Annotated in this window: 14 protein-coding genes; 2 read left to right on the top strand and 12 right to left on the bottom strand. The window is 44.7% G+C overall.

The features are described from left to right. Nucleotides 1-45 precede the first annotated feature (45 nt). The 11 genes from M654_RS03260 to M654_RS03210 form a co-directional block, all read right to left on the bottom strand. Nucleotides 46-1323: a nucleotide sugar dehydrogenase gene (locus tag M654_RS03260; protein ID WP_026588978.1), complete on the bottom strand. Its 1278-nt coding sequence runs from the start codon at nucleotides 1321-1323 to the stop codon at nucleotides 46-48. A gap of 54 nt (nucleotides 1324-1377) precedes the next feature. Continuing rightward, nucleotides 1378-2685 (bottom strand): glycosyltransferase, encoded by a 1308-nt coding sequence (locus tag M654_RS03255; RefSeq protein ID WP_026588979.1) that lies wholly within the window; start codon nucleotides 2683-2685, stop codon nucleotides 1378-1380. Nucleotides 2686-2687: 2 nt separating this feature from the next. Beyond that, on the bottom strand, nucleotides 2688-3893 hold the full coding sequence (locus M654_RS03250) for a glycosyltransferase family 4 protein (protein ID WP_236251196.1): 1206 nt from the start codon (nucleotides 3891-3893) through the stop codon (nucleotides 2688-2690). 265 nt (nucleotides 3894-4158) lie between these two features. After that, entirely contained in the window at nucleotides 4159-6753 is a 2595-nt protein-coding gene (locus M654_RS03245; protein ID WP_051290458.1) for an N-acetylglucosaminidase, read from the bottom strand. Between the two features lie 171 nt (nucleotides 6754-6924). Next, on the bottom strand, nucleotides 6925-7875 hold the full coding sequence (manA, locus tag M654_RS03240) for a mannose-6-phosphate isomerase, class I (RefSeq protein ID WP_026588982.1): 951 nt from the start codon (nucleotides 7873-7875) through the stop codon (nucleotides 6925-6927). A gap of 168 nt (nucleotides 7876-8043) precedes the next feature. Further along, nucleotides 8044-8490 carry an anaerobic ribonucleoside-triphosphate reductase activating protein gene (gene nrdG, locus M654_RS03235; protein ID WP_026588983.1) on the bottom strand — a complete coding sequence of 149 codons (447 nt, stop codon included), beginning with the start codon at nucleotides 8488-8490 and terminating at the stop codon, nucleotides 8044-8046. Continuing rightward, complete coding sequence (locus M654_RS03230) at nucleotides 8487-10355, bottom strand: anaerobic ribonucleoside triphosphate reductase (RefSeq protein ID WP_026588984.1); 1869 nt, start codon at nucleotides 10353-10355, stop codon at nucleotides 8487-8489. The genes nrdG and M654_RS03230 overlap by 4 nt, the downstream gene beginning before the upstream one ends. A 170-nt stretch (nucleotides 10356-10525) precedes the next feature. Next, nucleotides 10526-11509 carry a 2-keto-3-deoxygluconate transporter gene (gene kdgT, locus M654_RS03225; RefSeq protein WP_026588985.1) on the bottom strand — a complete coding sequence of 328 codons (984 nt, stop codon included), beginning with the start codon at nucleotides 11507-11509 and terminating at the stop codon, nucleotides 10526-10528. A gap of 60 nt (nucleotides 11510-11569) precedes the next feature. Next, nucleotides 11570-12184, bottom strand: coding sequence for a bifunctional 4-hydroxy-2-oxoglutarate aldolase/2-dehydro-3-deoxy-phosphogluconate aldolase (locus M654_RS03220; RefSeq protein WP_035428526.1), 615 nt, complete (start codon nucleotides 12182-12184; stop codon nucleotides 11570-11572). A gap of 5 nt (nucleotides 12185-12189) precedes the next feature. Next, the gene (locus tag M654_RS03215; RefSeq protein WP_026588987.1) at nucleotides 12190-13152 is read right to left on the bottom strand and encodes a sugar kinase; all 963 of its coding nucleotides are present in this window, start codon (nucleotides 13150-13152) and stop codon (nucleotides 12190-12192) included. A gap of 89 nt (nucleotides 13153-13241) precedes the next feature. Further along, nucleotides 13242-14261 carry a LacI family DNA-binding transcriptional regulator gene (locus tag M654_RS03210; protein ID WP_026588988.1) on the bottom strand — a complete coding sequence of 340 codons (1020 nt, stop codon included), beginning with the start codon at nucleotides 14259-14261 and terminating at the stop codon, nucleotides 13242-13244. A gap of 248 nt (nucleotides 14262-14509) precedes the next feature. On the opposite strand from M654_RS03210, the gene kduI reads away from it, so the two are divergent. Further along, nucleotides 14510-15337 (top strand): 5-dehydro-4-deoxy-D-glucuronate isomerase, encoded by an 828-nt coding sequence (kduI, locus tag M654_RS03205; RefSeq protein WP_026588989.1) that lies wholly within the window; start codon nucleotides 14510-14512, stop codon nucleotides 15335-15337. 14 nt (nucleotides 15338-15351) lie between these two features. Then, a complete protein-coding gene (gene kduD, locus M654_RS03200) occupies nucleotides 15352-16116 on the top strand; it encodes a 2-dehydro-3-deoxy-D-gluconate 5-dehydrogenase KduD (protein ID WP_026588990.1) in 765 nt (254 codons plus the stop codon). Nucleotides 16117-16173: 57 nt separating this feature from the next. Here the strand turns inward: kduD and M654_RS03195 are convergent, their stop codons facing one another. Further along, a complete protein-coding gene (locus tag M654_RS03195) occupies nucleotides 16174-17307 on the bottom strand; it encodes a zinc-dependent alcohol dehydrogenase (RefSeq protein WP_026588991.1) in 1134 nt (377 codons plus the stop codon). Nucleotides 17308-17372: the final 65 nt, after the last annotated feature.

Genomic DNA, 17372 nt, shown 5'->3' with positions numbered 1-17372 from the left:
CGATTCACTTTATGTCATAGCAGTTCGGAACAATGCTTTGATGAACTATACCAATACCGTCTCTTCATTTAATGACTCATGAAGGTTTCCAAAATTGATATATTTAAAATCATTTGAACGATTTTTCACGACATTTTTCGTATCAAAAATTTGCTTAGTCGACATTTTAGACAAATGGGACCAGTCTAATTCTTTAAATGCATCATGGTCAGATAAAATTAAAATTAAATCTGAATGATCTACTGCTTCCTCGATGTCATCGACAACGAAATCCTTTTTAACATACGGATCATAAGCTCTGACTTCATATTTCCCTTGTTCTTTTAAGATTTCTAAAATTTCCATAGCCGGGCTTTCTCTGATATCATCTACATTTCCTTTATAAGTGAGGCCAAACACGGTAATAGTCTGTCCTTTCGCCTTTTCCATCAATGTATTGACATTCTCTACTACATAGTAAGGCATTGAAGTATTAATGGAACGTGAAAGGTCAATCAATCTCGCAGTTTCCGGGGCTTTAGCGACAATAAAATAAGGGTCAACAGCCAGACAATGGCCTCCTACACCTGGTCCAGGTGTATGTAAATTGACTCTTGGATGTTTATTTGCCATTTCAATAACGTCAAGTGCATCTATCTCAAGTTCGTTACATACTTTTGTAAGCTCATTGGCTAAAGCAATATTTACATCCCTAAATGTATTCTCCATCAGCTTAGACATTTCTGCTGTTTTAGCGTTTGTTCTAATAATCTCGCCTTTCACAAAAGTGCTGTAAACTTTTGCTCCAGCTTCAGTACAAGCTGGTGTAATTCCACCCACAATACGATTATTATATACTAATTCGTGAAGAATCTGCCCGGGAAGCACCCTTTCAGGACAGTGAACCAAGTATACATCTTCACCAATGACAAAACCGGCGTCTTCCACCAGAGGTTTCACAAAGTCATCCATACTTCTTGGTCCGATTGTTGATTCAACAATAATAACGTTGCCCTTTTGGACAAATGGAAGAACCGTCTTAACGGCATCCAGAACATAAGTTAAATCACAGGATTTATGTTCATCATTACGGTTAGGGGTGGGTACTGAGATAATGAACGCTTCAGCTTCCTCCGGCATCAATGAGGCTTTAAAAGTCCCATTTTGAATGACCTCATTTAAGGCTTCCTGCAGGCCCGGCTCCTCGATATGAATGAATCCTGCATTCAATGAGTCTATTACTTCCTGTTTAATATCAACACCTACGACTTCAACGTTGTGTTTAGCGAACATAATAGATGTCGGCAACCCAATATAACCAAGTCCCATCGTACAAATTTTCATCATTTTTGCGCTCCTTTTCAAAATTATATCATTAGAACTAGTGAATAATACCTATTATAAGACCAAACCATTCACGGCAAGTCTTTTATACACTCTTAAAAAAGCAACCTTCTCTTGTTCCCAGTTGTATAAATCCCTGGCTCTGAGACTATTTCGACTTAAAACATCTCTCAAATCCGGAGCGCTCAGCAGTTTGTTAACGCCCTCAGCAATAGAATCCGGGTCATGTGAATCTACTGTTATGCCTGTCTTCTCTCCTTCTGTCACTCTCCTGATTTCCGGAAAATCACAAGCAACCACCGGAACCCCGGCCATCATGTATTCGAACAATTTGTTCGAAGAAGCTGAATAGTGATTAAAGCACACATTATTTAATACTTGAAAACCTAAATATGCATTGCGCGTATATTTAGGGAGGTCAGACAGCGGAACCTTTGGCAAAAATCTAACTCTGTCTTCGATTCCCATTTCATCAACCATTTTTTCCAAATCGGGCTTTATACGGCCATCTCCAATAAACACTAGTGTTCCTTCGATAAATTTCGGAGCCGCTTTAACGAGATTTTCAAGTCCCCTTCCCGTTTGTATACCCCCTTGATACAAAAGGATTTTTTCCTTTTCCGGAAGGTTCAATAGGCTGTGGAGATCGATTTTTTCACTGTTTTCTTCTATTTGTTTAAATGGGTAGTTGTGCACTACATCCGGATAAAAACCGTAAAGATCCTCATTATACTTTGCTCTCGTATGGTTTTCGACAATCATTGCATCAATTTTTTTAATCAAAAAAGCTTCCATTTTTCCATAAAAGCTGCTGTCGTAACCCGTTCTGCTTGTTTGTACTTCATGAGAATCATAAATCAGCTTTTTTTTCTTCAAGCGGAACTTTGAACATATATAACCTTGCGGAAGTGTGTTTAAATCATTTGAATGGTAGATGTCATACTTCCGCTTCGCCCCTTTTAAAATCATTCTTAAAATGATGCTTCCTCTGACAATTGCTGTCTTCAGTTTCGTTTTGAGAACGGTTAAAGCAAAAAGAGTACAGATGATGACAGGAATCGGCATCATATATACTAAAAACAGCCATAAGAGAGCAGACAGCAGCAGCAAAAATTTATTCTGCCTTAACTTCTTCATGATCATTTGAAAAAACTGAAGGCTTACCGGATATCTCTTGACGCGATGCACCCTAAAATGTTGATTGTATTCTTCAAAAGTTTTAAGATTAGGATCTTTTGGATCGTGGATACAAATCAAATCAACATCATAGGTATCTTCGGACAGTGCTGTACATTCCCTCATCACCCTTGCATCATTTGTAAAATGGTTCCAAACAAACATACAAACTTTTGTTCTCATCATAATCAACCTTTAGCAATTTGATCTAACAAATTCGTTAATTTGTTAATATTGTTTTCCCACAAGAATTTTTTTTCGATAAATTCTCTGCAATTAGACTGCATCTCTTCTAATAGTTCCGGATCATTGTAAAGCTTTAAAATATAGCTTACCATTTCATCAACTGATTGACGGCTTGTCACAAAGCCGATTTTTTCATTTTCAATCAGCTGTTTGGAATATCCAGACAATGAAGCGACAACAGGAAGTTTGCATGTTAAGTAGTCAATAATTTTACCCGGGAGTACAGTTTCAAAGACCTTGGAATTATTCAGTGTTGCAATTCCCACATCACAGCGCGACATCCGGTTTAAACAATCTTGTCTTCCCATCGGCTTTATAAGCTTAACGTTTTTAAGGTTATGGCGCTGGACAAAATCTGTAAAAGTCTGTTTTTGCACTCCATAGCCAATAACGTTTAGAGAAATATTATGTTCACTCAGCTTTTTTGCAAGCTGCATTAAAATTGTGACATCTTGAGCCAGTCCAATGTTGCCTGCATAAACGACATTAAACATTGAGTCGCCGTCTCTTTTCTTCAGTATCGTCTCTTTTTTTCTGGCAGCATTCGGCAGGAATATCAGCTTTTTTGTTAAACCCTCGGATTTATTTTTAAAATGGTTTATAAATCCCTCACTGTTGATAATGATATGGTCCGCTTTTTTGTATAAAGCAGATTCCATTTTTTCAAATAACCAAATGATATAAGAACGATTAAATACGCCAACACCTTTCAGTGATTCCGGCCATAAATCTCTGACATCCAACAGCAGTTTCGCATTGTAACGATTTTTAGCGATTAAACCGACAAATGCTACAAAAATAGGCGGAGAAGTAACAAACACAATATCATATTTATTTTTATCCTTCTTCACGTAAAAAAACATTTTCAACATGATCTCAAGATAATAGAACAGGCGGCTAAAGAAGTTTGAAGAATATTTTTTATTCTGAACTGACAATCGAGTAACTCTTTTTCGGTCTACATCGATTTCCCGCTCGTTCCAAAAATCTTCTTGAGAATAAATGTCTCTGGAAGGATACGTCGGCTCTGTGGTCAAAACATCTACATGATAACCTTTTTGCTTCAGCATAAGGAAAATGGTTTTCATCCGGTTACCTGCACTGCCGATTTCAGGATAAAAATTTTGTGTGATCATTAAAATTTTCAAATAAACTCCCCGCACTTCCACAAAAATTTTAAAAATGATGCTGCGTATGAATCAAATCCCATCATCACCTGAAAATGTAAAATATGCAAGCGAATCACCAAATGAAACAGATTCATATAATTCTGTAAGTCTATCTAAGATTATAATATTTACAAAACGACAAATGCAACAGCAGTTCGCGAATTTCGACACAATTCTCCTTTCCTTTATCAGGGAATTTGTTGTGTAAAAAAACCTACACAAATAGGAAGCAGGTCCCTGCTCCCTAACGATAAACCGATACATCATAATACAAAGTATAGTCTTCAAGCAATACATAAAGGCCGTACATTCTCCCCACCTGCTTGTAAGCCCAGCCGACATCTGTCGCGTACTGATGAAGGGCATTCGGCGACCATCTCATCTTATAGAGTGTGTCCTGTTTGTAAGTCGGGTGGTGAATGTATTTTTCACCGATGAATTTAGCTCCGCCCATGATCGCGGCCTCCGGTGTGAACCAGCCCTGTTCATAGGCGTATTTGGCGCCATAGTAGAGCGGATTGCTGTCATAGGCACCGACTCCGTACATATTGTAAACCTTTTTGCCGTTGAACATCGTTCCTTTGGCCAACTCGGAAGTTCCGTTGCCCGTCTCAAGGAGGGAGTGCGAAATGAGGTACAGTTCATTGATGCTGTATCTTCTCGCGGCATCGATGAACGCCTGTCCTTTGCCTGTCAAAATTCCTTTATGATAAAGAATTTTTCTATTGACTTCGGCAGCATTCAATCCGGCTGTTTGCGAAAGTTTTAAAAATTGAAAGTACGCCGAGCTGTCCTTTGTGAAATTTTCCGGATTGACATATTTCTCGACTTCTTCTCTGCTGGCATTGCGCCAGTTCATTCTGATTTTAGCCCAGCCGTTTTCTTGGGAGATGATGCTGACTTTATTCCCTTTCTGCAGCTGTCCGATGATATTTCCGCTAACGACGCGCGGACTTGACCTGACATTCAACAGATCCGCGGTTACGGTTTGGTTGGCAGTATTGATATAGCTTAATGATACATATGCAGGCGCATCCGTTTGCGGACTGACTTTCATCTGCTTGTCTACCATTTGGCTTAGCGTGATCCCGTAATCGGTCGTGGTGATTTGCGGGCCATTTTTGATTTTGATGATCGTCACCGGCCATCCGTAACTTGTTTTGATCCGATTGGCTGCAGCCTCTGCGCGGATTTTTCCTGTAAATTGTTCATTGATCAAGATGTGAAAAAGGCTGGTCGTCTTCGTTTGATATGTCGCACTGACACCGTTTTTCTTAAAGACATTCAGCCCCCGGTCAAGATCTGTCTTGCTTGTGATCCGGCTTGCTGTAATCCGGTACTGTCTGTAGCCGTATTCACCGGTTTTTACGATTTCACCTGGTATATTTCGCTTGCTGAAAAATTCGAGCGCTTGCTTTAATTTGTCCGTGCTCAGCACAGCCTCTGAACTTAGCGTATACCGGCTGTCATATTGACCTGTCTTTTCGGTTGCTGCATGAAGGCCGAGCTCTTCAAAGAAACGGAGCGCTTTTTTCACCTTGTCCTGTTCATAAATAGATGCCGTTGTCAGCTGATAATGACTGTGAATTTTTTTCCCTGTCGCTGCTGCTTTACCGGCTGCACCGTTTTTCTTAAAGACATTCAATCCTTTATTGATTTGTCCTTGTTCGGCGGTTTCTTTTGATGCGATCCTGTAGCGGACCTCGGTCGTGTTTCCTGCATGTTGAGCCGTTGCTTGAATGTTTTTGTTCTTAAAGAACAGAATGCCATCGTTCGCTTTCCTTTGTTCTGAAACCGCGCTGGAAACGATCCGGAAAGATGTTTGCTTTTTTCCCGCCCTAGAGGCGGTATAGCGCCATGTTTTCTTTTTGAAAAAGACATCTATTTTTTTGAGATTTTGACTGTCCACATTTTTCGTGCTGATCATCCAGAAGCGCGTCCCTTTCACCTTTTCTGCGGCAGAGGCCACGCCTGTATTCTTTTTCATTTGGCTGGCGGCATTTTTCGCGCTCTTTTCGTCATTAAAATATCCCGATTTGATATGATATAGCTGCCCGGGCTTCCCAGCGGCTTCATATTTGCCTTTCATCTTAAGCTTGTTTTCAAACTGCCTCAGCAGATTTTTCGCGTTTGATTCACCTTGTATCACACCGGTGACAATTTTATACCGGGGCTGCTGTTTTCTTATCGTTTCTATAGAGCCTTTAAGGGCGGTTTCTTTTTCAAATTGCAAAAGCAGGCTTTTCGCTTTGTTTCCGTCTGCGATTTCACCCGAATAAAGCTTTACTGTATTTTTTCCGGTTCCGTATGGAGCGTATGACGCCTTTAGGCCGGTCTCTTTTTCAAAGCGGCTGAGGATGGCTTTTGTTTGCTTCTCCCCCTCAATTCCCTCTGTGGTCACCTTAACGTAAGCCTCTCGTTTTCCAGCGATTGTGTAAGCTGCCTTCAGGCCGGTTTCTTTTTCAAATTGGAGAGCCCATTCCTTGGCTTTTGCTTCACCGGCAAATTCCTTTGACACCGCTTTTGCTAAAGGTTCTTTCTGACCGATCGTACCATAGGATGCTTTCAAGGCCGTTTCTTTTTGAAGCTGCTCAAGCAGATTTTTGGCTCTGCTCTCCCCTTCAATCCCGCCTGTCATCAAGACGTATGTTGTACTGTTTTTTCCTGATGGTTGATACTCGGCTTTCCATCCCGTGTCTTTTTTCAGTTGTTCAACTGCTTTTACAGCTTCGTTTTCACTATTAAACTCTTTTGTTGTTTCAATTTTGTAGACGGAAGTGTCCGTGTATGCTGCAAAAGCGGGAATTGCCGGAACTGCCGCATGTATGCATAACATCATCGCAGTGAAACAGACGGCTTTTTTGATAGTCTTGTTCACATTCTCTTCTCCCCTCGCCCTTTCGAGCTTCCTAGGTTCTTGATCTTGCTTTCTCTTTTTATCGGCACTGTGGAGATGTTTTTTCACAATAAAAAAGCTTACCGGCCTTTTTTTGAAGACCGGTAAGCTTTTTTATATGTGCGATACAATGAGTTCGCATGTTCCTTCTATTGTAAAGTCATGGATTCCCGCAGGCAGGATAAAGTTTGTTCCTTTGCCGATCAAATACGTTTCACCGCCCTGAGTGAGCTTGGCTTCCCCTTCTAGGACGCTGCACAGAAGGAAAGGGTGATCCTGAGTCAGCTCAGCAAGTCCATCGACATCCCATTTGTATACTGAAAAATACTCCGCTTCAACAAATGTTTTAATGGTGATGCCTTTTCTTGTTTCTGTTGATTCGTCAGCGTATCCGTCAACATGTGGCACGGTTGTGACATTGATCGCCTGTCCAAGGTGAAGCTCGCGCTTTTCTCCATTTTGGTCAGTCCGGTCATAATCGTACACCCGGTATGTCGTATCAGAGCTTTGCTGGGTTTCAAGGACAAGCGTGCCTTCACAAAGAGCGTGTATCGTACCGCTTGGAACGTAATAAAAATCGCCCGGTTTGATTTTAATTCGCCTTAAAAGATTATCCCAATCCCCGCTGTTGATCATCGTGACAAGCTCTGTCCGCGTTCTTGCCGTGTGGCCGTAGACGATTTCCGCCCCCTCTTTGCAGTCGATGATATACCAGCATTCCGTCTTTCCAAGTTCACCGTTTTCATGTTCTCCCGCATAGTAGTCGTCAGGGTGAACCTGAACGGAAAGATCCTTGTTCGCGTCGAGAATTTTTGTTAGAAGCGGAAAGCGGTCGCCTTCTATGCCGCCAAACAGTTCGCGATGCTCATCCCAAAGCTCTGCGAGCGTTTTTCCTTTATACTGTCCTGAAGCCACGAGATTCGGCCCATTTGGATGAGCGGAAATCGCCCAGCATTCACCTGTCAAATCAGAAGGGATGTCATAGCCAAATCGTTCTCTCAAGGCTGTTCCTCCCCATATTCTTTCCTTGAATTCAGGCTGCAAAAAAATCGGTGATTGCGTCATGAAGCCGTTTCCCCCTTTGTTATCCATATCCTTTTCCATGCAGGGCTATGTAAATAAAACGCTTTCTTTTATCGTTGGCAGTCCTTTTTAAGGATAACCTTTTCATATTCAATTATGACGTTATCTCAATAGAAGTCAATGAAAAACAGAAGCCTGTCAGGCCTCTGTTCATGTTAATTCGATAATCCTTTGATTGGAGCTTCCCCTGTAAAGCAGTGTCAAATCTCTTTTCTTGATCTCAAACGGACCATCGACCAATACATCACAGCAGGCTAACAGCGCGCTGTGCTTTTCATTGCTTAAAATCTGCTCATACGTGTATCCGCTGTACAGCCATATATCTTTATCAGAATGCTCTTTGATTTTCTTCGAGAGCTCGATCAGCTCGCTTGCATGCAAAAGCGGTTCCCCTCCTGAATACGTCACGTTTGTGAGAGGGTTTTTCATAATTTCTGCAAACACTTCGTCAACGCTCATATCAAATCCGTTATTGATATTCCAGCTCTGTTTATTATGGCAGCCTTCACACATATGCGGACAGCCGGCCAAAAAGACGACTGTCCTCAGTCCTTCTCCGTCTACGATGCTGTCATGGATAATATTCATCACTTTCATAGGTGCTTCACTCTGTCCTTTTCTTCTTGTCTTTTCGCGGAATTCCATTTTGACATATCCCCGACCAAATATCCGGTAATTCTTCTGATCCGTTCGATGAATGCTTCATCACGGTTTTTGCACTGCGGACATTCATTATCGATAATCCCGGTAAAGCCGCAGGCTTTGCAATGATCGACGGGATGATTGATCGATGCGTATCCCATGCCTTCTTTGCGCATCGCATTGACAATCGTATCCATCGCTTTAATATTCTTTTTCGGATCTCCGTCCAATTCGATATAACTGATGTGCCCGCCGTTGCACAGCAGATGGAAAGGCGCTTCCTTCCGGATCTTTTCGATTGCTGTCAGCTTATAGTGAACAGGGATGTGAAATGAGTTCGTATAATAAATCCGGTCTGTTACATTGCGGATAGAGCCGAATTGAGCGCTGTCTTTTTTCACGAATTTCCCTGAAAGTCCTTCCGCAGGTGTCGCGATCAAGGAAAAGTTCAGCTTGTGCTGCTCAGTGGCTTCGTCTGCTTTATCCCTCATAAATTGAACGATTCTTTTTCCCAGTTCAAATGCTTCATCGCTCTCTCCGTGGTGTTTGCCAATCAATGCCGTCAAGGCTTCGGCAAGTCCGATAAAACCGATGCTCAACGTTCCGTGCTTCAGGACGTCTTCAAGTGTGTCATCTGGGCCAAGCTTCTCACTTTCATGCCAAATGCCTTGCGAATAAAGAAATTTGAAGTCTTTTGCCCTTTTTTTGCATTGAAAGGCGTAACGTTCCAGCAATTGCTGAATGGTTAGATCGATGTAATGATTTAAAGAAGTGAAAAATTGGTCAATACTTTCACTAAGCAGGGCAATTTTGACGATGTTGACCGATGTAAATGACAAATTTCCTCTGCTGATGCTGTTTTCTTTCCCATTGATATTCGACATGACGCGGGTTCTGCAGCCCATATAAGCGATTTCGCTTTCCGGTGTCCCGTCATAAAAAGGCTTGTTTACGGGAGAATCAATGAAGCTGAAGTTGGGAAACAGCCTTTCAGCGCTCGTTTCTAAAGCCAGCTGATATAAATCATAGTTCGTATCTGTCGGGCCGACGTTGATTCCTTCTTTCATTTTGAAAATTTGAATCGGAAAAATCGGCGTCTCCCCTTTGCCCAAACCGGCTTTTGTCGCCTTGAGAATGTTCTTGATGAGGATGCGTCCTTCCTTTGAGGTGTCCGTTCCATAATTAATGGAGACGAACGGAACCTGCCCTCCGCCTCTGGAGTGCATGCTGTTGGCGTTATGTATAAATGCTTCGCAAGCTTGATAGGTTGTCCGATCCGTCTCTATCCACGCCCTTTCGGCGCTTTCCTCTTCAGACCATGAAGTCGGATATTCTTTGATTCTCTTCATATGCTTTTCAAACGTTTTGCGGACATAGGGCGCCAAGTCATAATCAAACATCGGAAACGATTGGCCCCCATGCTGCATGTTTTGATTCGATTGAAAGATGATGGATGCAAGCGATAGCGCGCTCATAATGTCTTTCGGTTCTCTTAAGGATCCGTGGCCTGTGTTAAATCCGTCTTTCAGCAGCTTTCCTAAAGGAATTTGGCAGCAGGTCGTCGTTCCGCTTGCCATAAAATCCAAATCATGCGGATATAAAAAATTGTCATCGACCGCCTTCTTCACTTCCGGCGACATTAAGTAATGGAGCGCATAATGTCTGGAGCTCTCGGATGCAAACCGGCTCATTTGCCCCATCGGGGACCGGCCGTCCACATTGGCATTTTCCTGCATAATATCATGGTTTCCATACCCTACGATGTCGTGAAACGTTTCTGTCAATTGTGATAATCCTTGTTCTTTACTGCCTGTTGTCATCCTGATCTCTCCTATTAAAACCATATATTGTGTTAGCTTTTCAAACAAACACTATATATTGATATTAGCACGGATTTCATTGGTGAATTTCAACAATTTGGTGACGTTCATTCAACACGTTAACAAAAAGCGCCGCGGATCTTCTCTATCCGCGGCGCTTTTTGCCTGAATCATTTATAGTCAATCGTTATTTGTTTTGGAGGCTTCCTCTGCTTTGTCCTTTTTTCGATCCAAACTGTCGCGAGCGGCGTCAAGAGCGAGGTGACAATCACGCTTGTGGCAATGATCGCCGTGGCGGATTCCGCTACGGGTGCAAACATCGGATTTGCATCAGCAAGGGCGTATGGAACGGCTACGGCCGCCCCGGCGGTCGATGATGCCGCGACTCCTGCCACACCATCTCCCCTCGCAATGAATCTGTCCAAGAGATAAAGTGAGCTTCCGGATAATATGACGACCGCCACTCCTACAAAAATCCCCAACAGGCCCGATTTGATCAGCATTTTAAAATCGAGCGTGTTTCCTAAGGAAAATGCAAAAAACGGAATAATCGCCGGGACGACTTTGCCGAATAAATCGCGCAGCTCTGTGTCAAGGTTTCCCAGTATACAGCCGAGTAAAAACGGGATGACCGTCGCAGCGAGCGTCTCCCATGGGAATGCCGCGAGTCCTGTCACACCAAACGTAACCATCGTCATAAACGGGCCTGACTCCGTGCTGATAAAAGCAAAAGCACCGGCGTCTTCCTTTCGTCCCAAATGATTCATTAAAGCCAAATACAGTCCGCCGTTTGTTTCATTCATGACCGCTACAATGGCTAAAACGGAGAGCCCCGCAAAAAAGCCCGATTTTATCCCTTCATCAGGGATAAATTGCGAAGCGATCAACCCCAATACAGCGGCAAAACCAACTTTGCCGATCAAAAGCGTCAATCCTTTTCTGGCGATATAGCCTGAAGAGCGAAAGTCGATGGTCGCTCCCACACAAAAGATAAACACGCCTAAAATCGGCAGTGTTCCGGTAATCAGGGCGCCCGTAAATCCGCCGAAAAACTCTGCCGTTCCAGGGGCAAACGTATTCAGCGTTGCGCCCAGAAACAGCGGAATGATCATCATACCACCCGGCACACGTTCAATCGTTGCTTTAATTTTCATCATTTAATCTCCTATTCTCAGGTTAATGAAAACACAAAGCTATTGATCTTTAGAAATGCCTTATTGATGTTTGATGCCTCTGTGAAAAATGCGCTCGAGATCCTCTGCAGAGGCTTTTTCGAGCTGGCTTCCCACCCCTACAGCTAATGCTCCGGCATCAAGCCACTTTTCTACATCGCCCGGATGGATACCCCCGGTTGGAATAAAGCGGATGTTTGGAAAAGGCCCGGCTAGATTTTTCATATAGGGAATCCCTGATGTCCCGCCGGGGAACAATTTCAATGTGCGGAACCCCTTTGATACCGCTTCCATTATTTCGCTCGGCGTCAAAACCCCCGGAATAAAAAATGGATGCATGGAAGCCATTTCATCAGCCAGTTCACTGGAAAAACCGGGACTGACGATAAACTGAGCCCCCCGGGCGGCGGCTTCCCGCGCCTGTCCGCTCTCTGTGACCGTTCCCGCCCCGATTAAGAGGCCGTCTTTTTTTGCAAATGTTTCGATCAGTTCGGACGCTCCCGGTGTGGTATATGTGATTTCAATCGCGGTAATTCCCTTCTCGATCAGGCGATGAATCTTGTCTTCAGCCGCTTTCATGTCTTTTGCCCGGACGACGGCGATCAGCCCGGCTTCTGCCAGATGTTCCTGCACTTTTTCCATCATGGACATTCCCATTATGGTTACCCCCCTATTTTTTGATTGTTTCTCATAGCCGCCATAAAACTTTTAAGCCGTTCTCTTGACGGAAGGCCATCCATATCACCCGGCGCCATAACCGCGAGCGCTCCGATGGCATTTGCCCTCTGCACTGCCTCTTCCAATGGCAGCCGGTCCAGCAGTCCGCTGATCATTCCGACGGCAAAACCATCCCCCGCTCCAACGGTGTCGACCACTTCAACGGGATATCCGGACACATAGCCCTCTTCTTCCGCCGTCCGGTAATAGGCGCCTTCCTTTCCTAGCTTGACGACGATCAGCTTGACTCCCTGCTCCAAATAAAACGCCGCGATTTTCTCAGGGGTATGAAAGCCTGTCAGCAGCTTGCCTTCATTGATTCCGGGAAAAAACCAGTCCGCCTGTGATGCGAATTCGTTGATCGTATGCACCATTGTCTCCTGATCGGGCCAAAGCTGAAAACGAAGGTTCGGATCGAACGAAATCGTTTTTCCCTCCTTTTTCATTTGCTGAACAGCGTGATGAGAAAATGCTTTCATCTTATTTGATAAGGCAGGCGGTATCCCTGTCATGTGCAGATGGTTCGCCTGTTTGAAGTAACCGGATGGGTAATCTTCGATGCCCATTGTGCTTGCGGCCGACCCTTTCCGGTAGTAAGTCACATCAGGATCACCGCTTTCAACCTTTGACTTAAGCAATATTCCCGTCTGTTTTCCTGCTGTGCGTTTGACTGCTGAAATATCGACATGTTCCTTTTTCAATTCATTTAAAATGAAGGTCCCGAGCGAATCAGCGCCAACCTTGCTAACCCAGCCTACCCGAAAGCCTAAGCGGGCCAGCCCGACGGCAACGTTTGTTTCGGCTCCGGCGAGCGCTTTGGAAAAAGAAGAAACCTCGTGGAGCTCACCTGTTTCATTTGCATAAAACATCGCCATCGATTCGCCGAAGGTCATGACGTCTAACGCCATTCTCATCTTCCCCCTTTCAAAATGGTACCGGTTTCAAACATGGTGTTCAAAAAACACTCTCTCCGTGAGGGAGTGTTTTCTGTCAAACGCTATAATGAATGTCTTAGAACCAATTCCGCTTCAAGCTGAATTGTTTGCGGGGCGCTTTCGTCTCCTTCAAGCCGTTTAATGATGCGCTCCATTGCGACCTTGCCCATCTCATGAGACGGCTGGGCGATGGTCGTGATGCCCGGACCGATTAATTTATACCATTCCGTATCATCAAACCCTGCAATTCCGACGTCTTCTGGAATCGATACACCGAGCTCATACAGACAGCTGATGATTTTCAGCATCAGAAGGCCGTTGTTTCCGAGGATCGCTTTTTTCTCCCCCTCGCTGACCGCCAAAAAGCTTTTCACCGATTCCATCAGAGCTTTTTTGTCTTTGGCCTCCACTTCATGGACAAAAGGAGTGCGCCCGGCATCGCGTGCAAGCGCAATTTCAGTGTAGGCTGATACCCGCTCTTCCCTCGGACTGATGCCTTTCATCGGTTCTGTAAACAAACCGACATGAGCGTAGCCTTTATCATACATCATGTTGACGATTTGACCGGTGATTTCGCGGTTATTTGTTGTGACTGCATCAATCTTCAGACCTGGCACTTTCCGGTCAACGAGCACAATCGATACGTCCTGATCGATCAGATCCAACAGTACGTCGTTGTTCCGGCCGGTTGTATTGATGATCAGCCCTTCAATGTAATGCGCATTCAGCTTGTGCAGCATTTCTCTTTCTTTTTCAGGACTGTTGTCGGTGTTGCAGACCATAATGCTGTATCCGTACTGATCACAAACCTCTTCTACTCCCCTTAAGGTGGCGACTGAAAACGGGTTGGTGATATCGGCCACTAAAAAGCCGATGAGCTTGCTTTTTTTCACCTTTAAGCCCTGGGCCATTTGGCTGGGACGGTAGTTCAGCTCCGCGATCGCTTTTTTGATGCTCTTCACCTTTTGCGGTGAAATGGCATCGAGCTTCCCATTGATGTACCGGGAAACCGTTGATTTTGAAACGCCTGCATATGCGGCTACTTCGTTGATGGTTACTTTTCCTGTTTGTTTATCCTTCATTCAAGTACTCCTATACGCCTTAAATTTGAAACCGATTTCAAAAACTTTATATCATCAGCATATCACATCATAAAAATTTTGGAAGAGGGATTTTTAAGTTTTTAAGAATCAGATTGACAATCCTAAGAAAAAACGAAAAATCCGGTTGACGGTTTCCATTATTTACTTTAAAATTCATGTTTGAAACCGTTACCAAAAACTTTGATGCTTCATTCAAGTCAAAACGTCCAATCCAAGGAGGAGAATGTATGGAAAATCGTTATTCTGTTCATCCTGAACAAGCGAAACGATTCACAACCGCAGAGCTTCGCGAGCATTTTTTAATAGAATCATTGTTTGCCGAAAATCAGCTGAAAATGGTTTATTCACATGAAGACAGGGTCGTGATTGGCGGTGCTGTTCCGGTCAATGAATCGATACAGCTTGATGCGGGCGATTTCTTAAAAACGGACTATTTCCTTGAGCGCCGTGAAATCGGCATTGTGAACGTCGGAATGCCCGGCGCGGTTAAGATCGGCGGCGAGGAACATGTGATGGGGCATAAGGATTTTCTGTATATCGGCTTGGGAAATCAAGACGTTTCCTTTTCAAGCTTGGATGAAGGAACGGCAAAGTTTTATTTCGTTTCCGCGACCGCGCACAAAAATTATCCTGTACAAAAAGCTTCGCTTGCTGAGCTCCCGTACGACCACTTGGGGGAGGAGGCCTCATCGAATGTCCGCAATCTGTATAAAGTGATTCATGCTGACGGCATCCAGAGCTGTCAGCTGATGATGGGGATTACGTTTCTTGAGCCTCATAATACATGGAATACGATGCCGGCCCATGTGCATGACCGGCGGATGGAAGTTTACCTTTACCTTGATCTTGATGAATCGGAAAAAGTGTTCCACTTCATGGGCGAACCGACGGAAACCCGGCACCTTGTCGTCGGAAATGAACAGGCCGTCATTTCTCCGGCATGGTCTGTCCACTCGGGTTCAGGCACATCCAACTACTGCTTTATTTGGGCGATGGCCGGTGAAAACTACACATTTAAGGACATGGACGCTGTCCCGATGAATGTCATACGGTAAGGACGTGATAGAAGATGGGATATCTTGAATCGTATTTTTCCCTTGAAGGCAAAACGGCGCTTGTCACAGGACCCGCTACAGGCATCGGCCAAAGCATCGCCGCAGCGCTCGCAAAAGCGGGAGCCGATGTGATCGGCACAGCCCATGCGAGCGGGCTTGAAGAAACAAAACGGCTCATTGAAGAAGCCGGCAGGACGTTTACATCATATCAGCTCGACATGAGCAGCCTTGATGAAGTTGAATCTTTTACAAAAGAAGTCCTTGCCCGTCATCAAATCGATATTCTCGTAAACAACGCCGGAACGATCCGCAGGGAGAAAGCGGCTGAGTTTTCCCGGGACAACTGGGAAACGGTCATCAATGTCAATTTGAACAGCCTGTTTCTGCTCTCACAGGCCGTCGGCCGGCAGATGATCGAACACAGGCAAGGAAAAATCATCAACATCGCTTCGCTCCTTTCGTTTCAAGGAGGCATTCTCGTACCGGCTTATACGGCGAGCAAGCACGCAGTGGCCGGACTCACCAAATCGTTCGCCAATGAATGGGCCGCTTTCAATGTACAAGTCAATGCGATTGCGCCAGGCTATATTAAAACCAACAATACAAAGCAAATCCGCGACGATGAAAAGCGGAACGCCGAAATTTTAAAACGGATCCCGGCGGAGCGCTGGGGGGAGCCGGCTGATATTGCCGGTGCGGCATTGTTCCTTTCGTCCCCGGCTTCAGATTATATGAACGGCCATGTTTTAGCTGTTGATGGCGGATGGCTCGCAAGATGAATGTTCCGAGGCTGCCAGCATGTTGTCCGGCGGCCTTTCTTGCTCTCTCGCCTTTCTCTACGGCTTCAAAATGACTTTGATGCAGTCATCCTCATGGTCGTTGAACAGATGATACGCCCGTCCGGCTTCTCCAAGCGGAAGCTGATGTGTAATGATTTCTTTCGGATCGAATTCTTCGCCTTCAATTTTTTTGAAAATCTCCGGCATTAAATGAATAACCGGCGCCTGCCCCATTTTCAGCGTGATATTCCTGGTGAAAAACGCCCCCAGGGGAAACATGTTGTAGTTGCTTCCATATACACCGGTGATCTGCACCGTTCCGCATTTCCGAACCGCCTTTGTCGATATCTGAATCGGCCCCAGCGTCCCGCCCTGCAGCTTTAGTTTTTGTTCAAGGTATTCAAGCGGCGATTTTTTCCCGTCCATTCCGACGCAGTCAATGACGACATCGGCGCCGCCTTTTGTGATTTCCTTCAAATGCTCTCCCATGTCGGGATATTCTGTGAAATCAAACACCTCGACACGGTTTAAAGCTTTTGCCTGTTTTAAACGGTAATCCAAATAGTCAACGGCAATGACCCGTTTGGCGCCCTCCATCCAGGCAAACTTCTGCGCCATTAATCCGACCGGACCGCAGCCGAGCACAATGACGGTGTCCCCTTTTTTGACGCCCGCATGAAGGACACTCCAGTAGGCGGTAGGCAGGACATCTGACAAAAATAACAATGATTCGTCCTCAAGCTCGCATGATTCCGGGATGACAAACGGCGTAAAATTGCCAAACGGCACTTTCAAATATTCCGCCTGGCCGCCCGGATGATTGCCGAATTTCTCCGAATAGCCGAAATATCCGCCTGAATCATAATGCGGATTGGAATTGTCGCACTGGCTTTCCAGCTTGTTTTCACAATAATAGCAATGTCCGCAGGCGACGGTAAACGGAATGACAACCCTGTCGCCTTTTTTCACCTTTGTCACCTCAGGCCCTGTTTCCTCTACGATTCCCATCGGTTCATGTCCAAGCTGAAAGCCTTTCGGAAGCGGAAAATTCCCTTGGTAGAGATGCAAATCAGAGCCGCAAATCGCGGTAGAGGTAATTCGGACGACGACATCGTCTTTCTTTTCAATTTTAGCGTCCTCCACTTGACTGACTTCAATATGCTTAGGCCCTTGAAACGTTACAGCCTTCAATCGTCCACACTCCCATTTTTTACAGGTTATTGATAGTGTGGACAAGGCTGAAAACTTGATTCATC

Origin of the sequence: Bacillus sp. NSP9.1 (genome assembly GCF_000465465.2) — a bacterium.
Lineage (GTDB): Bacteria > Bacillota > Bacilli > Bacillales > Bacillaceae > Bacillus > Bacillus sonorensis_A.
This window is presented reverse-complemented; position numbering and strand designations above follow the sequence as displayed.

Excerpts from the sequence above, each read along its gene's own strand:
- M654_RS03210 (WP_026588988.1), bottom strand. The coding sequence starts at position 14,261 with ATGAAGGATAAACAAACAGGAAAAGTAACCATCAACGAAGTAGCCGCA.
- kdgT (WP_026588985.1), bottom strand. The coding sequence starts at position 11,509 with ATGAAAATTAAAGCAACGATTGAACGTGTGCCGGGTGGTATGATGATC.
- M654_RS03230 (WP_026588984.1), bottom strand. The coding sequence starts at position 10,355 with ATGACAACAGGCAGTAAAGAACAAGGATTATCACAATTGACAGAAACG.
- M654_RS03215 (WP_026588987.1), bottom strand. The coding sequence starts at position 13,152 with ATGGCGTTAGACGTCATGACCTTCGGCGAATCGATGGCGATGTTTTAT.
- M654_RS03220 (WP_035428526.1), bottom strand. The coding sequence starts at position 12,184 with ATGGGAATGTCCATGATGGAAAAAGTGCAGGAACATCTGGCAGAAGCC.
- kduI (WP_026588989.1), top strand. The coding sequence starts at position 14,510 with ATGGAAAATCGTTATTCTGTTCATCCTGAACAAGCGAAACGATTCACA.
- M654_RS03245 (WP_051290458.1), bottom strand. The coding sequence starts at position 6,753 with ATGATGTTATGCATACATGCGGCAGTTCCGGCAATTCCCGCTTTTGCA.
- kduD (WP_026588990.1), top strand. The coding sequence starts at position 15,352 with ATGGGATATCTTGAATCGTATTTTTCCCTTGAAGGCAAAACGGCGCTT.
- nrdG (WP_026588983.1), bottom strand. The coding sequence starts at position 8,490 with ATGAAAGTGATGAATATTATCCATGACAGCATCGTAGACGGAGAAGGA.
- manA (WP_026588982.1), bottom strand. The coding sequence starts at position 7,875 with ATGACGCAATCACCGATTTTTTTGCAGCCTGAATTCAAGGAAAGAATA.
- M654_RS03255 (WP_026588979.1), bottom strand. The coding sequence starts at position 2,685 with ATGATGAGAACAAAAGTTTGTATGTTTGTTTGGAACCATTTTACAAAT.
- M654_RS03260 (WP_026588978.1), bottom strand. The coding sequence starts at position 1,323 with ATGAAAATTTGTACGATGGGACTTGGTTATATTGGGTTGCCGACATCT.